This window comes from Chromobacterium haemolyticum DSM 19808 (assembly GCF_000711885.1).
Taxonomy (GTDB): domain Bacteria; phylum Pseudomonadota; class Gammaproteobacteria; order Burkholderiales; family Chromobacteriaceae; genus Chromobacterium; species Chromobacterium haemolyticum.
In genome coordinates this window covers 1-19,216 of the sequence record NZ_JONK01000038.1, presented here as the reverse complement: position 1 = coordinate 19,216, position 19,216 = coordinate 1, and the positions used below count along the sequence as shown (strand labels likewise).

Here is a 19,216-nt window from a genome sequence, read left to right as displayed (position 1 = left end):
ATGAAGTCTGCTACGCTGCCTATCCATTTCGACTCTGCGTCCTGCAGGATTTCATCATGCTTAAGTTTGATGTTCTGATCATCGGCAGCGGTCTGGCCGGGATGACCTTGGCCTTGCACCTGGCGGAAAGCCGCAAGGTGGGCCTGATTACCAAGCGCGATTTGCTGGAAGGCAGTTCCACTTACGCCCAGGGCGGCATCGCCGCGGTGCTGGACACCGAGGATTCGGTGGAGGAACACATCCGCGATACCCTGATTGCCGGCGCCGGACTGTGCAACGAGGAGGCCGCGCGCTTCATCGTCGAGCATTCCAAGGAAGCCATTGATTGGCTTATTGCGCTGGGCGTGCCCTTCACCAAGGATGAAACCCACCGCACCGGCTATCACCTGACCCGCGAGGGCGGCCACAGCCACCGCCGCATCATCCACGCCGCGGACGCCACCGGCGCGGCGGTGACCAGCACGCTGGGGCAGAAGATCAAGGCTCACCCCAATATCACGGAGCTGGAAGAACATATCGCCATCGATCTGATCACCTCGCGCAAGCTGGGCCTGCCGAGCAACCGGGCTTACGGGGTGTACGCGCTGGACAAGCAGGCGGACCAGGTGGTGACCATTGCCGCCAAGCACACCATTCTGGCCTCCGGCGGCGCCGGCAAGGTTTATCTGTACACCACCAACCCGGACACCGCCACCGGCGACGGCATCGCCATGGGCTGGCGCGCCGGCTGCCGGGTGGGAAATATGGAATTCATGCAATTCCACCCCACTTGCCTGTATCACCCGCACAGCAAGTCTTTCCTGATCACCGAGGCCGTGCGCGGCGAGGGCGGCGTCCTGAAGCTGCCGGACGGCACCCGCTTCATGCCGGAGCACGATCCGCGCGCCGAGCTGGCGCCGCGCGACGTGGTGGCGCGCGCCATCGACTTTGAAATGAAGAAGCACGGCCTGGACTGCGTTTACCTGGACATTTCCTACAAGCCGGCCCATTTCATCCGCGAGCATTTCCCCAATATCTACGCCCATTGCCTGGAGCTGGGCATAGACATCACCCAACAGCCCATCCCGGTGGTGCCAGCGGTGCATTTCACCTGCGGCGGCCTGATTACGGACCTGACCGGCCACACCGATGTGGACGCGTTGTACGCGGTGGGCGAAGTGGCCTGCACCGGCTTGCACGGAGCCAACCGGCTGGCCAGCAACTCCTTGCTGGAATGTCTGGTGATAGGCAAGGCGGCGGCGGAGGACATCCTGGCCGCGCCGGAGATCAAGCTGCCCAAGATCCCGGACTGGGACGACAGCCAGGTGACGGACCCGGACGAAGAGGTGGTGATATCCCACAACTGGGACGAACTGCGCCGGGCGATGTGGGACTATGTGGGCATCGTGCGCACCAATAAGCGGCTGATGCGGGCGCAAAACCGCATCCGCCTGCTGTCCGAGGAGATCAACGAGTATTACCGCCATTTCCACGTCAGCAACGATCTGATCGAGCTGCGCAATCTGGTGCAGACTTCGGAATTGATCGTGCGCTCCGCGCTGCTGCGCAAGGAGAGCCGCGGCCTGCATTACAGCCGCGACTATCCGGAAAAGCTGGAGCTGGCGCAGGAGACTATCCTGACGCCGGAGGCGCCGGCCGCCGGCGGCTGAGCGGCGGCGGCCCCCAGGACTTAGAACGTGTTTACGATCTCGCGAGCTAAGGCGAGACAAGGCGGCAACGAGCGAAAAAGCGGAATGTACACGTGGTACATGAGCATTTTGAGGGCGTACTCACCGTGTCACGTTTCACGACGCGCAGCAGATCGTAAACAGGTTCTTACACGCCGCCCAAGTAATCCATCTTGCCCAGCGGCACACCATTGTGGCGCAGGATGGCGTAGGCGGCGGTAAGATGGAAGTAGAAGTTGGGCAGCACAAAGCCCAGCAGATAGTTTTGTCCGCTGAAGCGGATTTCATCTCCGCGCACTTTCAGCACTACTTCCCGCGCCTCGCTGCCGTCGATCTGGGCGGCGTTGAAACCCTGCAAAAACGCCACGGTCTTGGCAATGCGCTGTTGCAAATCGGCAAAGCTGGCTTCGTCGTCGGCGTAGCTCGGCACCTCAACGCCCGCCAGCCGCGCGGCGCAGCCTTTGGCGCTGTCGCTGGCGATCTGCACCTGGCGCGTCAGCGCGAACATGTCCGGCGCCAGCCGGGCGTTGAGCAGTACGTCCGGCGCGATATTGCGCGCGGCGGCGTCGGCGGCGGCCTTGTCCAGAATGGCAGACAGATTGTTCAGGCCCCGGATCAGCGCCGGGACAGAGGCTTGGTACATGGAAACGGACATGGCGGGCTCCTGTCGGATGAGGAAAGGCGGACGCGGCGGACATGCCGGCGCGCCGCCACAGCATAAGCCAATCCGCCGCCGGGAAACAGACGCCAGCCCGGCCACGGCCCATTCGGCACGGCCCGCCGGAAACCGGCGAGCCCAGCGGTTTCACGCGCCCTCAACGCTTCACGGGCAGGAGACGTGGATGCTTTTCGAACCGGCGTAAACATTTTTGCAAGACGCCTTGGAGCCGATGCCGTCCAGGGTGAAATGCGGATCGCTCTTCTGATGGCAGCCTTTGGACACATTCAGCTGGCAGGCGGGCTTGTCGATCATTTCCTTCAACGAATCGCTTTTATTGCGCAGGTATTCGGTGGCCTCGGCCTGGGTGTAGGTTTTCACATCGCTGTTGTCGGGATCGTTCCAGCCTTTCTTGAAAGTGATCGCCGCATTGGCGGCCCCCATCGTCAAGACGGCAAGCAAGCCTGCCAATAGACACATCGCGCTTGTGGTTCTCATGAGCCTCTCCTGCCTGAGTGAATGGATGCGCGGCGCTGGCGGGCGACGCGTGTCGGTCCAGGCCTCATGACAAACAATAGTTATTGAAGCGCCCGCCGTTCACCTGACCCATCAGCCACTTGTCATTCCACCCGGCCGGATTCAAGGCCTCACTTGGCCAGCGGCAAGGTGAACCAGAAGGCGCAGCCGCCGGCCACGGTGCTGTTGGCGCCAAACTCGCCTCGGTGGAATTCCACGATGGAGCGGCAGATGTTCAGGCCTATGCCCATGCCTTCCGGCTTGGTGGAGTAAAACGGAGTAAACAGATTGCTTTTCATGGCCTCGGACAGGCCGGGGCCGTTGTCCACCACTTCCACCCGCCAGAAGGCGGTGCCAATGGAGGTGCGCACCTTGACCCTGGGCCGCTTGGTCTGGGCTTCTTGCATCGCTTCGATGGCGTTTTTCATCAGATTGAGCAGCACTTGCTCAATCAGCACCGGATCCATATCCAGCAGGCAGCCTGCCGGGTCTTGCTCCACCTGCAGCTTGATCCCGGCCTTGACGGCCAGGCCTTCCGCCAGGCCGACGGCGCGCAGCACCACCGGCCCCGGCTCCACGCGTTGCAATTGCGGCTCGTGTTTTTTGACGAAGGCGCGGATGCTGCTGACAATCTGGGCGGCGCGCTTGGCCTGCCCGGCGATTTCCTGGATCGCCTCGCGCACGCCGGCGGGAAGTTCCAGTTCCGCCGGCAGCCGACGGCTAACGCCGGCGGCGTAGGTGTTGATGGCGGTCAGCGGCTGGTTCAGTTCGTGCGCCAGCGAGGAGGCCATCTCGCCCATGGCGATCAGCCGCGAGGTGTTTTGCAGCCGTTCCTGCTGCGCCAGCTCCCGCCCCTCGCGCGCCTTGTCTTCGCTCACGTCGGCCAGAATGGCCAGCCAGGCGGATTCGCCATTCACCCAGTCTATGCGGCGGCGGTGCATCTGGAACCAGCTGCCGCCGCCGTCGGTGGTGAATTCCAGGCCGTATTCGTCCTGTTCTGGCTGGTCCTGCAGGCCGGGCAGCAGCACGCAGCAAGGGCCGTCCGGTTCTTCCGCCAGCCATAGCCGGGCAAACGCGGGGTTGGCGTACAGCAGCAGGCCGCCGCTTTCTTCCATCACGCACACGCCGGCCACCAGGCCGTTGAGCACGGTGAGGAAGCGCTGGTGGGAGGCGTTGAGCGCCAACCGCTGTCGCTTGCGTTCGGTGATGTCGAACAAGGAGGCAATCCAGCCGCGCTGGCTGCCGTCGGCCTCCACCAGCGGGGTGGCGTAGAGCCGCACTTCGATGAATTCGCCGTCCTTGCGCGCAAAGCGCAGTTCGAAGCCCTGCGCCGGCTGGCGATGGTCTCGCACCGCGGCGATCGCCGCGGTCATGGCCTCGTGGTCGTCCGCCGGCCAGAATGGATGGGGCGGCGCCTGGCCCACCAGTTCGTCCGCGCTGAAGCCCAGCATGTCGCAGAAGGCGCGGTTGACGCGCACGATGCGCCCTTCGTCCTCCAAGGCCACCAGGCCGCTTTTCATGCAGTCTTCTATCGCCTGGCGCAGCGACACTTCCTTGGCCAGCGCCTGCTCGGCGTGCGCGCGCTCACGCACGTGGCGGCGGATGCGCCAGGCGGCGTACAGCAGCGCGCTGAGCAGCAGCGCGATCAGGCCGGACAACACCGGCAGGGTCAGGCCCAGGCCGGCGCGGTAGCTGACCGCGTGCAGGTAGAGGCCGTAGCCGGGCGGGTCGAAGCTGGTCTGGTGGGAGATGGTGCCGGGGCGCTCCGCCGGGTCGAACTTGCTGGCCAGGGTTTTGCCGCTCAGGTCCTGGATGCTGATGTAGTTCTTGGAGGCGATCCACCACGGCACTTGGTTGAACAGCAGTAAATCCAGTTGGTAGGACAGCCGCAGCCCGCCCAGGGCCTTGCCGTCGTGGACGATGGGCACGGCCAGATCGAAACGATATTTGCCGTCGCTGCCCTGATAAGGCGCGCCGTAGCTGGGGCGCAACAATCGGTTGGCGCGCCACAACGCGTCGAAGGTTTCGCCGGACAGAACGCTGCCGTCGCGGCGGGTGCCGTGCTGGTCGCGCAACACCTTGCCGTCCAGGTCTACCTGCTGGATGTTCAGCAGTTCCGGGTTGCCCCGCAGGTAAAACGCGGCTTGCCGAGCAAAACGCTGACTGTCGATATTGCCGCTCTCGATTTCCCGGCCCAGGTTTTCAGCCCATTCCTGCTGCCCTTCCAGATACATGCGCAAGGACTGCTCCAGCCACAACACCTCCTGGATCAGGTTGTCTTGCTGCTCGTCGCGCCAGTCGCGGTACACCAGATAGAACAGGCTGCCCAGCGCCAACAGCAGGGCCAATAGCAAGGCGCTGACGCTGAGCCAGAGCATGCGGGAAGAACGGCGTGACAATAAAGTTTTTATCTGCATGACATGCTAGGGAAAGCCCTAATGCGGAAGTCCCTAATAGTTGAAAGAAATAGGAAATTCTACTTTACACGGAACAAGCAGACTGTCCACAAGGACAGCGCATAAGGAAAAATCGGCCATGGCGCCGGCTAAATCTCTTTTGCCGGTCATAAAATGCCAATGGGTTGATTGATTCCCTATAACACCAAACAAGTGAGATGGAGATAGAGAATGAAACTGAAGACAGCCGCCGTGGCCCTCTGCGCCGCGTTCGCTTTATCCGGCGTAGCCAATGCCGCCGGCGAAATCCTCATCAAATTCAGCCATGTGGTCTCCCCGGACACGCCCAAGGGCAAAGCCGCTGAATATTTCAAGAAACTGGCGGAGGAGCGCACCAAAGGCAAGGTCAAGGTGCAAGTGTATCCCAACAGCCAGTTGTACAAGGACAAGGAAGAACTGGAAGCGCTGCAACTGGGCGCGGTTCAGATGCTGGCACCCAGCCTGGCCAAGTTCGGCCCGCTGGGGGTCAAGGAGTTCGAGGTATTCGACCTGCCCTATCTGTTCGACAACTACGATCAGGTCAACAAGGTGATGCACGGCCCCATCGGCAAACAATTGCTGGGCAAGCTGGAGAGCAAGGGCATCAAAGGCCTGGCTTATTGGGACAACGGCTTCAAGAACTTCTCCGCCAACAAGCCCATCCGCACCCCTGCCGACCTCAAGGGCCTGAAGATTCGCATTCAGTCGTCCAAGGTGCTGGAAGAAGAGATGCGCACTCTGGGCGCGCTGCCGCAAGTGATGGCTTTCTCCGAGGTGTACCAGGCGCTGCAGACTGGCGTGGTGGACGGCACCGAGCTGGAGGCGTCCAATCTGTACACCAGCAAGGCCTATGAGGTGCAAAAGCAGCTGACGCTGACCCAACACGGCTTCCTGGGCTACGCCGTCATCGTCAACAAGAAGTTCTGGGACGGCTTGCCGGCCGATGTGCGCGGCCAACTGGACAGCGCGATCCGCGATGCGTCCACTTACGCCAACGATATCGCCAAGAAGGAAAACGAGCGCGCGCTGGCCGGCATCAAGGCTTCCGGCAAAACTCAAATCTACACCCCCACTCCGCAAGAACGCAGCGCCTTCAAAAAGGCGCTGGCGCCGGTTCACGCCAAGATGGCCGGCCGCATTGGCCAGGATCTGCTAAACCAGATCTATAAAGAAACTGGTTTCAACCCGGCCAAATAAAGCCAGCCCGGTTCAAGAGCATGCCCGCCAGGCATGCTCTTGTTCCATGCGGAGACAGTCATGCTCAAATTCCTCGATCACCTTGAGGAGTGGATGATCGCCTGCCTGATGGGGGCCGCCACCCTCATCACCTTTACCGCGGTGCTGCACCGCTACGGTTCGGGCATCGCCACTCTGCAGCCCCTGCTCGCCCACATCAATATGTCCTGGGCGCAGGAGCTGACCATTTACCTATTTGTCTGGATGGCCAAGTTTGGCGCCGCTTACGGCGTGCGCACCGGCATCCATGTCGGCGTCGATCTGCTGATCAACCGGCTTAGCGACAAGCGCCGCGGGCGCTTCATCGTGTTCGGCCTGCTGGCCGGCGCGCTGTTTACCGGCACCGTCGCCGTCATGGGCGGGGATTTTGTCTGGAACATCGCCCACACCGATCAAACCTCTCCGGATCTGGAAGCGCCGATGTGGCTGGTCTACCTGGCCATTCCCTGCGGCTCCACCTTGATGTGCTTCCGTTTCCTTCAAGTGGCCTGGAACTTCATCAGGACCGGCTCGCTGCCCAAGCATGACCACGGCCATGTGGACGGCATTGAGGGCGACGAGCAACTGGACAATATGCACCCGCACGATATGCATCACGGAGGCCGCCCATGAGCGCGTTGATCATTTTCGGCCTGCTGATGCTGCTGATGCTGACCGGCATGCCGATCTCCATCTCCTTGGGCCTGACGGTGCTCACCTTCCTGTTCACCATGACGGACGTGCCGGTCACGTCGGTGGCCCTGAAGCTGTTCACCGGCATAGAGAAGTTCGAGATCATGGCCATCCCCTTCTTCATCCTGGCCGGCAACTTCCTGATGCACGGCGGGGTAGCCAAACGCATGATCCGCTTCGCCACCACGCTGGTGGGGCACTGGTACGGCGGGCTGGGCCTGGCTGGCGTGGTGTCCTGCGCGCTGTTCGCTGCGATCACCGGCTCATCTGTGGCCACCGTGGTGGCGGTGGGCTCCATCATTCTGCCGGCCATGGTCAAACAAGGGTATCCGCAACGCTTCGGCGCGGGGGTGATCACCACTTCCGGCGCGCTGGGCATTCTGTTTCCGCCGTCGATCAACCTGGTGATGTACAGCATCGCCACCGCCGGCATGGATGTCACCGGCCCCAACGGCATGAGCGTCAGCACCGCCTCGGTGGGCCAGTTGTTCATGGCCGGGGTGCTGCCCGGTCTGTGCCTGTCCTTACTGCTGGGCCTGACCACTTGGTTCCGCGCCAAGAAGTTCGACTACCCGCGCCTGCCCCGCGCCGGCTGGGGCGAGCGTTGGCAGGCTTTCCGCGACAGCGTCTGGGGCCTGCTGTTGATCGCGCTGGTGATAGGCGGCATCTACAGCGGCATCTTCACGCCCACCGAGGCGGCGGCGATGGCCGCGGTGTATGCCTTCGTGATCGCGGTCTTCGTCTACAAGGACATGGGACTGAAGGATGTGCCCAAGGTGTTGCTGAACGCCGCATCCATGAGTTCGATGCTGCTCTACATCATCACCAACGCGGTACTGTTCTCCTTCCTGCTGGCGTCCGAGCAGATTCCGCAGGCAATGGCGGCGTGGATGACCAGCCAGGGTCTGGGCATTGTGGCCTTCCTGTTGCTGACCAATATCCTGCTGTTGGCCGCCGGCAACTTCATGGACCCGTCGGCCATCGTGCTGATCATGGCTCCCATCCTCTATCCGGTGGCGGTGAAACTAGGCGTCAACCCCATCCACTTCGGCATTCTGATCGCGGTGAACATGGAGGTGGGCATGTGCCACCCGCCGGTGGGATTGAACCTTTACGTCGCGTCCGGGATCACCAAGATGGGCATCACCGAACTGACGGTGGCGGTATGGCCCTGGCTGCTGACCATGCTGGGCTTCCTCGTAGCGGTGACCTATGTGCCGGAAATCTCGCTGTGGCTGCCGCGCGCGCTGGGCATGCTGAATTAGCAGCGTCCGACAGACATGAAAACGCGATGGCCGATGCCATCGCGTTTTTTGTCGGACAAGACGATAGCCCTGTCCACCGTTAAGCCCGTATAATGTGTAGTCACTCTCTTACACCAACCAACCACCTAAAGATCAACCTCAGGAGTCCCAGAGAATGGACGAGCAATTGCGCCAGAGCGCACTGGAATACCACCAGTACCCCAACCCGGGCAAAATCCAGGTTGCCCCGACCAAGCCTCTCACCACCCAACGCGACCTCGCCCTGGCCTACTCCCCCGGAGTGGCGGCCGCCTGCGACGCCATCGTGGAAGATCCGCTGAACGCCTACAAATACACCGCGCGCGGCAATCTGGTCGCGGTGATCTCCAACGGCACCGCCGTGCTGGGCCTGGGCAATATCGGCGCGCTGGCCGGCAAGCCGGTGATGGAAGGCAAGGGCGTGTTGTTCAAGAAGTTCGCCGGCATCGACGTGTTCGACATCGAAGTCAACGAACTGGACCCGGACAAACTGGTGGACATCATCTGTTCGCTGGAACCCACCTTCGGCGGCATCAACCTTGAAGACATCAAGGCGCCGGAATGCTTCTATATCGAGAAGAAGTGCCGCGAACGCATGAACATCCCGGTGTTCCACGATGACCAGCACGGCACCGCCATCGTGGCCGCCGCCGCGGTGCTGAACAGCCTGCGCCTGGTGGAGAAGGACATCGCTCAAGTGCGCGTGGTGGCTTCCGGCGCCGGCGCCGCCGCCATCGCCTGCCTGGACCTGCTGGTGGCCCTGGGCGTGAAACGCGAGAACATCACCGTCTGCGACTCCAAGGGCGTGATCTACGAAGGCCGCGACGAGAAGCTGGACGACTCCAAGAAGCGCTACGCGATCAAGGACAACGGCCAGCGCAAGCTCGCCGACGCCATGACCGGCGCCGACATTTTCATGGGCCTGTCCGGTCCCAAGCTGGTGTCCCAGGACATGGTCAAATCCATGGCCCGCTCGCCGCTGATCCTGGCCATGGCCAATCCCGAGCCGGAAATCCTGCCGCCGCTGGTGAAGGAGGTTCGCCCGGACGCCATCATCGGCACCGGCCGTTCGGACTACCCGAACCAGGTCAACAACGTGCTGTGCTTCCCCTTCATCTTCCGCGGCGCGCTGGATGTGGGCGCCACCACCATCAATGAAGAGATGAAGCTGGCCACCGTGCGCGCGATCGCCGACCTGGCGCTGGCGGAACAGAACGACGTGGTGGCCACCGCTTACGGCGACCAGGAGCTGTCCTTCGGCCCGGAATACGTGATTCCGAAGCCGTTCGATCCGCGCCTGATCGTCAAGATCGCCCCCGCCGTGGCCAAGGCCGCAATGGATTCCGGCGTGGCAACCCGCCCGATCCAGGACTTCGACGCCTACGCCGATCAACTGGCCCAATTCGTGTACAAGACCAATCTGTTCATGAAGCCGGTGTTCGCCCAGGCCAAGAAAGACCAGAAACGCGTGGTGCTGGCCGAGGGCGAGGACGAGCGCGTACTGCACGCCACTCAGGAAATCGTCACCCAAGGCCTGGCCAAGCCCATCCTGATCGGTCGCCCCAGCGTCATCGACATGCGCATCCAGAAGCTGGGCCTGAAGCTGGTGGCCGGCAAGGACTTCGAGATCGTCAACAACGAATCCGATCCGCGCTTCGCCGACTACTGGAAAGAGTACTACCAGCTGACCAAGCGCAAGGGCGTGTCCCAAGAGCAGGCTCGCCGCCGCGTGATCGGCAATACCACGCTGATCGGCGCGCTGATGGTGCGCCGCGGCGACGCCGACGCGATGATCTGCGGCACCTACGGGCCGTATCGTCAGCACTTCGACATCGTTGAAACCGTGCTCGGCTACAACAACCCGGAGAAAGTGGCCGGCGCGATGAACGCGCTGATCCTGCCCACCGGCAACATCTTCATCGCCGACACTTACGTCAACGCCGACCCGAGCGCAGAACAACTGGCCAGCATCACCCGCATGGCCAGCGAATCGATCAAGCGCTTCGGCATTGCGCCCAAGGCCGCGCTGCTGTCCAACTCCAGTTTCGGCACGCTGAACAGCGCGTCGGCGCAGAAGATGCGCGCCGCCTTCGACCAGATCCGCGCCGCGCAGCCGGACCTGGAAATCGACGGCGAGATGCAGGGCGACGCCGCGCTGGTGGAAAGCATCCGCAACCAGGCGATGCCGGACAGCACGCTGAAAGGTTCCGCCAACCTGCTGATCATGCCGAATGTGGAAGCCGCCAACATCAGCTACAACCTGTTGCGCGTCTCCGCCTCCGACGGCGTCACCATCGGCCCCATCCTGATGGGCATGAGCAAGTCGGCTCACATCCTGACCCCGATCGCCTCGGTTCGCCGCATCGTCAACATGGTGGCCCTGGCCGCCGTGGACGCGCAGAACAGCAAGTAAGCGTCGGCCTGGATTTAAAGGCATATACTGAACGGGCAAGCACGGCTTGCCCGTTTTTTCTTCGCCGAGGGAGCAGCTCATGAGCAACGAATTCAATCCCAACGATCCCTTCGCCCTGTTCCGCCAGTTCTGGCAAACCGCCACCCCGCCGGGCATGCAACCGTTCCTGCCGCCGATGAGCGAGGAAGAAATAGACCGCAAGCTGGCGGAATTGCGCGTGGTGGAAAGCTGGCTGACCATGAATATGGGCATGTTGAGCATGCAGATCAAAGCCCTGGAAATGCAGAAGTCCGCGCTGCACTCGATGCGGCCGAAAGACCCACCGCACAATTGAGGCCGCACGGTTCCCACGCGGCCGAGCTCAAGTTTGCTTGAAGCGCAAACAACGCTACACTCTACCCTCCGGCCGCGGACCTTCCTGGCAGAAGCCCGTGGCCGCTACGCATTATCGTGATGAGCGGGATGGCGTGCCCTCCCCTTTCCCATAACAACGAATTTTCCGCGGACTCCATGCGTTTTTCCACTCCACCCGCCGAGCAGCCCGCCGACTCCGGTCTGCCGTCCATCCCCGCTTGGCTGTTCTTGATCATTGCTGTCGCCTGGCTGTTGCCCGGCTTGGTAGGCCATGAGCCTTGGAAGCCGGACGAAGCCTATACCTTTGGCCTGATCCGCCATATCGCAGAGACCGGCGACTGGATCGTACCGACGCTGGCCGGCGAACCCTTCATGGAAAAGCCGCCGCTATTCTTCATCAGCGCCGCCTTCACCATGCAATTGTTCAGCGGCTGGCTCAGCGCCCCGGACGCCGCCCGCTTGGCCGCCGGCGGCTGGATGGCGCTGGCTCTGGCCGGCACCGCCGTCTCCGCCGGGGCCTTGTATGGCCGGCGCGCCGCGCCCTGGGGCGCCTTGTTGCTGTTGGGGTGCCTGGGCCTGCCGATGCGCGCCCACCAAATGATCACCGACACCGCCTTGCTGGCCGGCATCGCCTGGGGCCTGGCCGGATTGGTGCTGCTGCGCCGGCGCGCCTGGCTGGGCGGGGCGCTGCTGGGCCTGGGCGGAGCCGTCGCTTTCTTGAGCAAGGGCCTGCTGGGGCCCGGCTGCCTGGGCCTGGCCGCCTTGCTGCTGCCGCTGCACCCCGATTACCGCAGCCGCCGTTACGCCGGCGGCCTGCTGCTTGCCGCGCTCATCGGCTTGCCGCTGACCGCGCTGTGGGGCTTAAACCTGTACTTGCGCGATCCCGCCTTGTTCCAACTCTGGTTCAAAGTGAACAATTTCGGCCGCTTCGACGGCAGCGCCCACTTGGGCCCCAAGGCACCGCGGCTCTTCTACGGCCGCACTCTGCCCTGGTACGGCATTCCGGTGTTGCCACTGGCCTTGTGGGGGCTTTGGCGCGGCCGCCGGCAATGGACCCGCGCCTGGCCCGCCGCGCCGGCCCTGCTCTGGCTAGTGACGCTGACGGTCCTGTCGTTGGCGGGCGACGCTCGCGAACTATATGCGATGCCCCTGCTGCTACCGCTGGCGCTGTTGGCCATCTCTGGCTTGCGCGCCGGCGAAGCCCACCGCGCCTGGCGCGCGCTGTCCGGCTTCAACCTGCTGCTCTGCCTGACGCTGGGAGCCATCGTGCTGGTTGTCGCCTGGGTGCTCTCCACCGGCGAACCCGCGCAATTCGCCCGCTACCTTCTGCAGCGTAAATTCACCGACTGGCACCCCCAATGGTACCCGTGGACCTGGCTGGCCTTCAGCCTGATTGCCGGTGGCGTGGCTTCCCTATGGCGACGTTTCCCATCAAACACCGCTCCCGGCTTTGCCTGGCGCTGGAGCCTCACCATCGTGCTGTTGTGGGGGGGCCTAGCCACATTGTGGCTGCCGGCGCTGGATCACGGCATGCGCTATCGCGAAACCTTCGCTCCGCTCCGCCCCGTCCTCGCCGATATCGACCGGCAGGGCGAATGCGTCGCCAGCATCGGCCTCGGCGAGCCCCAACGAGCCTTGCTGGACTACTACGCCGACTACCGCACTCAGCGGCTGGAAAGCACACCGCAGGCCAAAAACTGCCGCTGGCTGCTGGTCCAGTCCCTGCATGACCAATTGCCGCCCTACCTGACCGGCCTAACGCCGATAGCAAGCTTCCAGCGCCCGGGCGACTCAAAGGAACGCTTCCGCCTTTATCGGCTGGAGCGGCCGCTGGGCCAGCTATTGGGCGCGACAAAATAATTACAACGTATTTAATTTATTGGAAAATTGTCACAATCAGTCACATTTTGCCCAATATTCCTTAACAATCACAGTGCCGGGATAACGTAGCCTTAACCCTTTTTTCTTGAGGTTATGGTATGTCGGCGCTGAACGCGGTGGATTTGTTCTGGTCCTTGGCCAGCGGGCGCTTCTCCCGCGAGGACGGATTCGACGAAGGGAAGAACCGCTGTAAATTCGCGCTGCGCGGACTGCTGACCCTGCCATGGACGTTGCGCTGGCTGGACAGCTGGGGCCAACCCGCGCTGCGCCGCCACCTGCAAGCCAATCCTAGACTGGCCTGCAAGCTGCATCGCCCCTACTTGTACCGTTCTCTTGGCCCAAGCGGCAAACTAGCCGCCCTGCGCGAACACTATCAGACGCTGGCCGAGCGTGTGTCTCCCGCCGCCTACCACGATCTGCTCAGCGACGCTGGCCTGACGCTGGCCGAGTTGCTCGGCAAAAACGACGCCGGGATCACGGCAGTGCTGACGCACCGTCATAGCTTCGACAAAGAGGGCGAGCTGTCCTTGCAAATCTGCTCGGAAAAGCGGGTCGCCATCGCCACGCTGACTTTCACCATCACCCGCCGTCAGGGCGAAACCGCCATCATCATCGGCGGCCTGCAAGGCCCGCGCAAACCCCATGGCGCGGAAGCCGTGCACCAGCTGACCAAGCAAAGCCATGGGCTGTTTCCCAAGCGCTTGGCGGTGGAGGCCTTGATCGCGCTGGCTCGGGAGATAGGCGCCAGCCAGGTACTGGCGGTCAGCAAATGGCAGCATATCTACAGCTCTTGGCGCTATCGTCGTGAATTCTTCGCCGATTACGATAGCTTCTGGGACACCTTCGATGCCCAGCCCACTGCTTGCAAACGTTTCTTCAGCCTGCCGCTGCAGTTGCCGCGCAAGCCCCTGACCGAGATCGCCAGCAAGAAGCGCGCGGAATATCAACGACGCTACGCTCTGCTGGACGAACTCACCAACCAAAGCCGCCGAGCCGTCACGCTCCCGGCCGCCGCAAACTGAAGGCGGGCTCGGCGCGACTGAAGTCGTCGCCGCCCAATTTGCCCACCAAGGCCAGGACCTCTCCCGCCACGCGGCCATCGCGCCACGCCTCATCCGCCACATGCACGTGACGCACCTCGCCCAACACTAAGTTGCCGGCGCCCGCGCCATCGCCCAAGGCCAGGCACTGGGTCAACACGCACTCGAAGCGAAGCGGCGCCTGCTCCACACCCGGAGCCCTCACCTGCCGGCTGCGCGCCTTGGCTACGCCGGCCAGATCGAACTCGTCCACATCCGGCGCGTAAGGGCCACAGCTCAGATTCATCTCTTCCGCCAAGCGTTCCGGCACCACGTTAACCACAAACTCCCCGGTAGCTCGAATATTGGCCAAGGTGTCCTTCACCCCGCCGTCGGCCGGTGTCAGAATGCTCAGCGCCAGCACCGGCGGCTTCACGCTGGCCACGGTGAAAAAGGAAAACGGCGCCAAGTTGGCCACGCCCCGCAAATCCTGGGTGCTGACCCAGGCAATGGGCCGGGGCAGCACGCTGCCCACCAGCAAGGGATACACCGCTTCGGGTGGCAGCATCTTGATGTCGCAGTCCATATAGACTCCTCTCTGATGCCATCATTCTAATGCTGCAAAGCAGCAAAATACTAGCGCGTCAAATGCGCCCGGCGATGGTGTCGCAACCGCTCGGCAGGTAAAATGGCGTGATGAACTCACCTCGTTTTATCCATCTGCGCCTCCACTCGGAGTTCTCCATCACCGACGGCATCGTGCGCCTGGATGACGCCATCAAGCGCGCCATCAAGGACAATATGCCCGCGGTGGGCATGTCCGATCTGATGAACATCTTCGGCATGGTCAAGTTCTACAAGGGCTGCCGGGACAAAGGCATCAAGCCCATCGTGTCCTGCGATGTCTGGCTGGAAAACGAGGAAGACCGCGATAAGCCTTATCGCCTGATGCTGACGGTCAAGAACCGCCAGGGCTACGGGCGCTTGTGCGAACTGCTGGCCGACGCCTATACCCACAACCAGTACCGCGGCCGTGCCGAGCTCAAGCGCGCCTGGCTGGAAAACGGCGACAACAGCGGCCTAATCTGCTTATCCGGCGCTCACCTGGGCGACGTTGGCCAAGCCTTGCTGATGGGCCAGCGCGACGAAGCGCGCCGCCGCGCCGAATATTGGGAACGCTGCTTCCCGGACAATTTCTACCTGGAACTGCAACGCCTGGACAACCCGCAGGTGGAAAACGCGGTACAAGCCTCGCTGTGGCTGGCCGGCGAGATCGGCCTGCCGGTAGTGGCCACCCACCCGATCCAGTTTATGGACCCGGACGATTTCAAGGCCCACGAGGCCCGCGTCTGCATCGCCGAGGGCTTCACCCTGGGCGACAAGCGCCGGCCGCGCAGCTTCGAGGAAAACCAATACTTCCTGTCCACTGACCAGATGCTGGAGCGCTTCGCCGACATTCCAGAAGCGCTGGAAAACTCAGTGGAAATCGCCCGCCGCTGCAATATCAGCGTGCAACTGGGCAAAAACTACCTGCCTCAATTCCCCACCCCGGACGGCATGACGCTGGACGACTACCTGGTGCACCTGTCCCAGGAAGGCCTGGAAGAACGGCTGGCCAAGCTCTACCCCGACCCGGAAGTCCGCGCCCAAGAGCGGCCGCGTTACGATGAGCGTTTGAAGATCGAGTGCGACACCATCATCCAGATGGGCTTCCCCGGCTACTTCCTGATCGTTGCCGACTTCATCAACTGGGCAAAAAACAATGGCTGCCCGGTGGGGCCGGGCCGCGGCTCCGGCGCCGGTTCGCTGGTGGCCTACAGCATAGGCATCACCGATATCGATCCGCTAGCCTACGCGCTGCTGTTCGAACGCTTCCTCAACCCCGAGCGGGTATCGATGCCCGACTTCGACATCGACTTCTGCCAAGACAACCGCTATCGCGTGATCGAGTACGTGCGCCAGAAATACGGCGCCGAGGCGGTATCGCAAATCGCCACCTTCGGCACCATGGCCGCCAAGGCGGTGGTGCGCGACGTCGGCCGGGTGCTGGACCTGCCCTATATGTTCTGCGACGGCGTATCCAAGCTGATTCCGGCCGCGCCCGGCAAGCAGTATTCGCTGGACGACGCAGTGGAAATGGAGCCGGTGCTGCGCGAGCGACTGGAAAACGAGGAAGAGCTGCGCGAGCTTTGGGAACTGGCCAAGAAGTTGGAAGGCCTGACCCGCAACATCGGCATGCACGCCGGCGGCGTCTTGATCGCGCCGGGCAAGATCACCGATTTCTGCCCGATGTACCAAGCCAGCGCCGACGGCGCGGTGCCGGTATCGATGCTGGACAAGGACGATGTGGAAAAAGTGGGGCTGGTGAAGTTCGACTTCCTGGGCCTGCGCAACCTGACCATTATCGAACTGGCGGTCAACTACATCAAAAACCTGGACCCAAGTTTCGACACCGATCTCAACCTGCTCGAGTTCACCGACCCCGCCGCCTACAAAGTACTGCAACAGGCCAACACTACCGCCGTATTCCAGCTTGAATCGGACGGCATGAAACGGCTGCTGGAAAAACTGAAGCCAGACCGTTTCGAAGACATCATCGCTGTGCTGGCCCTGTATCGACCCGGCCCGCTCGGCTCCGGCATGGTGGACGACTTCATCCTGCGCAAGGCCGGCAAGCAAGAGGTCGACTACTACCACCCGGACCTGCAGGCCTGCCTGGATCCGACTTACGGCGTGATCGTGTATCAAGAGCAGGTGATGCAGATTTCGCAGATCATCGGCGGCTACACCCTGGGCGGCGCCGACATGCTGCGGCGCGCGATGGGCAAGAAAAAGCCCGAGGAAATGGCCGAACACCGCGGCAAGATCGCCCAGGGCGCGGCCACCAAGGGCTACGATCCCAAGTTGGCCGAGATGCTGTTCGACCTGATGGCCAAGTTCGCCGAGTACGGCTTCAACAAGTCGCACACCGCCGCCTACGCCGTGGTGTCCTACCAGACCGCCTGGCTCAAGGCCCATCACACCGCGGCCTTCATGGCGGCCACCATGTCCTCTGAATTGGACAACACCGACCAGCTCAAGGTGTTCTACGACGACAGCGTGGACAGCAAAAACGGCCTGATCTTCCTGCCGCCGGACGTCAACCAGAGCTACTACCGCTTCGTGCCGGTGGACCGCAAACACATCCGCTACGCCTTGGGCGCGATCAAAGGCACCGGCGAAGCGGCCGTCGACCACATCGTCGCGGTGCGCACGGAGTCCGGCCCGTTCAAGGACCTGTTCGACTTCTGCCGCCGCACCGATAAAAAAATCGTCAACAAGCGCGTGATCGAGGCGCTGATCCGCGCCGGCGCCTTCGACAGCATCGAACCCAACCGGGCCAAGCTGTTCGGCAATGTCGGCCTGGCGATGAACGCCGCCGAGCAAGAACACGCCAACGCCAATCAGGGCGGCCTGTTCGACATGTTCGGCGACGATGTCGCCCCCAGTGTGGAAATGGTGGAAATCAAGCCGTGGAGCGACGCCGTCAAACTGGCGGAGGAAAAGCTGGCCATCGGCTTCTATCTGTCAGGCCATCCCTTCGCCGCGTACGCCAAGGAAATTCGCGGCTTCATCAAAACCCCGCTGTCCCGGCTCAGCCCGCGCAAAGAGCCGCAACTCCTGGCCGGTTTCGTCACTGGCATCCGGGTCAAAGTGGGCAACCGCGGCAAAATGGCCTTCGTCCAGTTGGATGACGGCAGCGCCAAGCTGGAAGTCAGCCTATTCGCTGAAAGCTTCGAAGCCAACCGCAGCCGGTTGAAAGACGACGTGGTGCTGGTGATAGAAGGCAAGGTAAGCGAGGACAACTTCTCCGGCGGCCTGCGCATCATCGCCGATAAAGTCTATGAATTGGGCGAGGCGCGCAGCCGTTACGCACGCAGCCTGTCGCTGAAACTGGCCGGCAAGGTGGACGTCAGCAAGCTCAAGTCCCAGCTGCATCCGTTCCGTAGCGAGGATGCCGGCTGCCCAGTGCGCATCCATTACAACAACGGCGCGGCCAGCGGCGATCTGATGCTGCCGCCGCCCTGGGGCGTCCGCTTGGACGACGGCCTCTTGCTGGCGCTGCAGGACTGGCTGGGCAACGACAAAGTCAAAGTGATGTGGTAACCGCTCCGCTTTCTGCAAGCCGCGCCCAGCGCGGCTTTTTTCTTGTTCCGCGCCTTTGCAAGCGCCGGACATTACAGTAGGCTTCCCCGCTCAAACGCACACGCAAAAGGATGTTTTCAGATGACGGCACGCCCGGCGCAACTCCAAGACATCGCCCCGGTCTTCCAGATCGAACAAGCGGTATTCGGTCATCACGTCTACCCGGACTTTTTCTTCCGCCAGGCTCACGACCTGTGGCCGGACCTATTCTTCGTCGCGCCAGGCGCTCAAGACGGAGAACTGGGCGGCTACATCATCGGCGCTCCAGGCAGCGGGCAAGGAGAGTTCTGGATTATGTCGCTGGCGGTCCATGAGCATTGCCGCGGACAGGGCCTAGGCAAGCAACTGCTGCAAGCCCTGCTGCAAGCGCTGCGGACTCGTCAGGCCAAGCACGCGAAGTTGACCGTGCATCCCGACAACTCCGCGGTCAGGCTGTACCAAAACCAGGGCTTCTCCGTTATCGAACATCAGCCTCATTACTTCGGCCACAACGATCCACGCTTGGTCATGCGCGTGGATTTCTAGCTTCCAGACGCACGAAAGCCTCCCATGGGGGGCTTGGCAAAATCTGAACACCAATGCAAAAGCCCAGCTCGTCTGAGCTGGGCTTCGCAATCGGGCGTCTGGCGGTGTCCTACTTTCACATGGCGAATGCCACACTATCATCGGCGCTAAGGCGTTTCACGGTCCTGTTCGGGATGGGAAGGCGTGGGACCACCTCGCTATGGCCACCAGACATAAACTGGTACAAACTAGAAGAAGCCTGGGCTGATCTTTGATCAGCCCACATATATTCGGTATTCAATTGTGTCGCACATCCACACTTCGTCGCTCAGTCTCCCAAGCCACTCAAATGATAGGATCAAGCCTCACGAGCAATTAGTATCGGTTAGCTTA

General features: G+C 62.2%; 14 protein-coding genes and 1 rRNA gene. 10 read left to right on the top strand and 5 right to left on the bottom strand.

Translation table 11 applies throughout. The annotated features are described in order from the left end of the window. Positions 1-56: 56 nt before the first annotated feature. Entirely contained in the window at positions 57-1,649 is a 1,593-nt protein-coding gene (gene nadB, locus BR71_RS17980) for an L-aspartate oxidase (protein ID WP_043640801.1), read from the top strand. Between the two features lie 166 nt (positions 1,650-1,815). Here the strand turns inward: nadB and BR71_RS17975 are convergent, their stop codons facing one another. The 3 genes from BR71_RS17975 to BR71_RS17965 form a co-directional block, all read right to left on the bottom strand. Then, positions 1,816-2,322, bottom strand: a complete 507-nt coding sequence (locus BR71_RS17975; RefSeq protein WP_043640798.1) for a DUF1993 domain-containing protein — start codon at positions 2,320-2,322, stop codon at positions 1,816-1,818. 168 nt (positions 2,323-2,490) lie between these two features. After that, positions 2,491-2,823, bottom strand: coding sequence for a hypothetical protein (locus BR71_RS17970; RefSeq protein ID WP_156039035.1), 333 nt, complete (start codon positions 2,821-2,823; stop codon positions 2,491-2,493). Positions 2,824-2,972: 149 nt separating this feature from the next. Continuing rightward, complete coding sequence (locus BR71_RS17965) at positions 2,973-5,219, bottom strand: PAS domain S-box protein (RefSeq protein ID WP_156039034.1); 2,247 nt, start codon at positions 5,217-5,219, stop codon at positions 2,973-2,975. 249 nt (positions 5,220-5,468) lie between these two features. On the opposite strand from BR71_RS17965, the gene BR71_RS17960 reads away from it, so the two are divergent. From BR71_RS17960 to BR71_RS17930, 7 genes are all read left to right on the top strand, one after another. Next, the gene (locus tag BR71_RS17960; protein WP_043640792.1) at positions 5,469-6,473 is read left to right on the top strand and encodes a TRAP transporter substrate-binding protein; all 1,005 of its coding nucleotides are present in this window, start codon (positions 5,469-5,471) and stop codon (positions 6,471-6,473) included. 60 nt (positions 6,474-6,533) lie between these two features. After that, positions 6,534-7,124 (top strand): TRAP transporter small permease, encoded by a 591-nt coding sequence (locus BR71_RS17955; protein WP_043640789.1) that lies wholly within the window; start codon positions 6,534-6,536, stop codon positions 7,122-7,124. Then, on the top strand, positions 7,121-8,449 hold the full coding sequence (locus BR71_RS17950) for a TRAP transporter large permease (RefSeq protein WP_043640786.1): 1,329 nt from the start codon (positions 7,121-7,123) through the stop codon (positions 8,447-8,449). The genes BR71_RS17955 and BR71_RS17950 overlap by 4 nt, the downstream gene beginning before the upstream one ends. A gap of 154 nt (positions 8,450-8,603) precedes the next feature. Beyond that, a complete protein-coding gene (locus tag BR71_RS17945) occupies positions 8,604-10,880 on the top strand; it encodes an NADP-dependent malic enzyme (protein WP_043640783.1) in 2,277 nt (758 codons plus the stop codon). 79 nt (positions 10,881-10,959) lie between these two features. Beyond that, positions 10,960-11,214, top strand: coding sequence for a PhaM family polyhydroxyalkanoate granule multifunctional regulatory protein (locus tag BR71_RS17940; protein ID WP_019102797.1), 255 nt, complete (start codon positions 10,960-10,962; stop codon positions 11,212-11,214). A 176-nt stretch (positions 11,215-11,390) separates the two neighbouring features. Next, positions 11,391-13,094, top strand: coding sequence for an ArnT family glycosyltransferase (locus BR71_RS17935; protein ID WP_156039033.1), 1,704 nt, complete (start codon positions 11,391-11,393; stop codon positions 13,092-13,094). Between the two features lie 119 nt (positions 13,095-13,213). Beyond that, a complete protein-coding gene (locus BR71_RS17930) occupies positions 13,214-14,137 on the top strand; it encodes a VirK/YbjX family protein (RefSeq protein WP_052370786.1) in 924 nt (307 codons plus the stop codon). Here BR71_RS17930 and BR71_RS17925 read toward each other — a convergent pair. Further along, on the bottom strand, positions 14,112-14,720 hold the full coding sequence (locus BR71_RS17925; RefSeq protein ID WP_043640779.1) for a flavin reductase family protein: 609 nt from the start codon (positions 14,718-14,720) through the stop codon (positions 14,112-14,114). The two genes, BR71_RS17930 and BR71_RS17925, sit on opposite strands and share 26 nt — an antisense overlap. 110 nt (positions 14,721-14,830) lie before the next feature. Between BR71_RS17925 and dnaE the strand changes: the two genes are divergently transcribed. Continuing rightward, the gene (gene dnaE / locus BR71_RS17920) at positions 14,831-18,280 is read left to right on the top strand and encodes a DNA polymerase III subunit alpha (RefSeq protein WP_043640776.1); all 3,450 of its coding nucleotides are present in this window, start codon (positions 14,831-14,833) and stop codon (positions 18,278-18,280) included. A 120-nt stretch (positions 18,281-18,400) separates the two neighbouring features. Continuing rightward, complete coding sequence (locus BR71_RS17915) at positions 18,401-18,844, top strand: GNAT family N-acetyltransferase (protein WP_043640773.1); 444 nt, start codon at positions 18,401-18,403, stop codon at positions 18,842-18,844. Between the two features lie 96 nt (positions 18,845-18,940). Here BR71_RS17915 and rrf read toward each other — a convergent pair. Further along, positions 18,941-19,055, bottom strand: a 5S ribosomal RNA gene (rrf, locus tag BR71_RS17910). Positions 19,056-19,216 lie beyond the last annotated feature (161 nt).

Bases quoted from the DNA above. Each gene is read 5' to 3' on its own strand.
- BR71_RS17915 (WP_043640773.1), top strand. From the start codon at position 18,401: ATGACGGCACGCCCGGCGCAACTCCAAGACATCGCCCCGGTCTTCCAG.
- BR71_RS17965 (WP_156039034.1), bottom strand. From the start codon at position 5,219: ATGCTCTGGCTCAGCGTCAGCGCCTTGCTATTGGCCCTGCTGTTGGCG.
- BR71_RS17955 (WP_043640789.1), top strand. From the start codon at position 6,534: ATGCTCAAATTCCTCGATCACCTTGAGGAGTGGATGATCGCCTGCCTG.
- BR71_RS17940 (WP_019102797.1), top strand. From the start codon at position 10,960: ATGAGCAACGAATTCAATCCCAACGATCCCTTCGCCCTGTTCCGCCAG.
- dnaE (WP_043640776.1), top strand. From the start codon at position 14,831: ATGAACTCACCTCGTTTTATCCATCTGCGCCTCCACTCGGAGTTCTCC.
- BR71_RS17935 (WP_156039033.1), top strand. From the start codon at position 11,391: ATGCGTTTTTCCACTCCACCCGCCGAGCAGCCCGCCGACTCCGGTCTG.
- BR71_RS17950 (WP_043640786.1), top strand. From the start codon at position 7,121: ATGAGCGCGTTGATCATTTTCGGCCTGCTGATGCTGCTGATGCTGACC.
- BR71_RS17975 (WP_043640798.1), bottom strand. From the start codon at position 2,322: ATGTCCGTTTCCATGTACCAAGCCTCTGTCCCGGCGCTGATCCGGGGC.
- BR71_RS17970 (WP_156039035.1), bottom strand. From the start codon at position 2,823: ATGAGAACCACAAGCGCGATGTGTCTATTGGCAGGCTTGCTTGCCGTC.
- BR71_RS17945 (WP_043640783.1), top strand. From the start codon at position 8,604: ATGGACGAGCAATTGCGCCAGAGCGCACTGGAATACCACCAGTACCCC.
- nadB (WP_043640801.1), top strand. From the start codon at position 57: ATGCTTAAGTTTGATGTTCTGATCATCGGCAGCGGTCTGGCCGGGATG.
- BR71_RS17930 (WP_052370786.1), top strand. From the start codon at position 13,214: ATGTCGGCGCTGAACGCGGTGGATTTGTTCTGGTCCTTGGCCAGCGGG.
- BR71_RS17925 (WP_043640779.1), bottom strand. From the start codon at position 14,720: ATGGACTGCGACATCAAGATGCTGCCACCCGAAGCGGTGTATCCCTTG.
- BR71_RS17960 (WP_043640792.1), top strand. From the start codon at position 5,469: ATGAAACTGAAGACAGCCGCCGTGGCCCTCTGCGCCGCGTTCGCTTTA.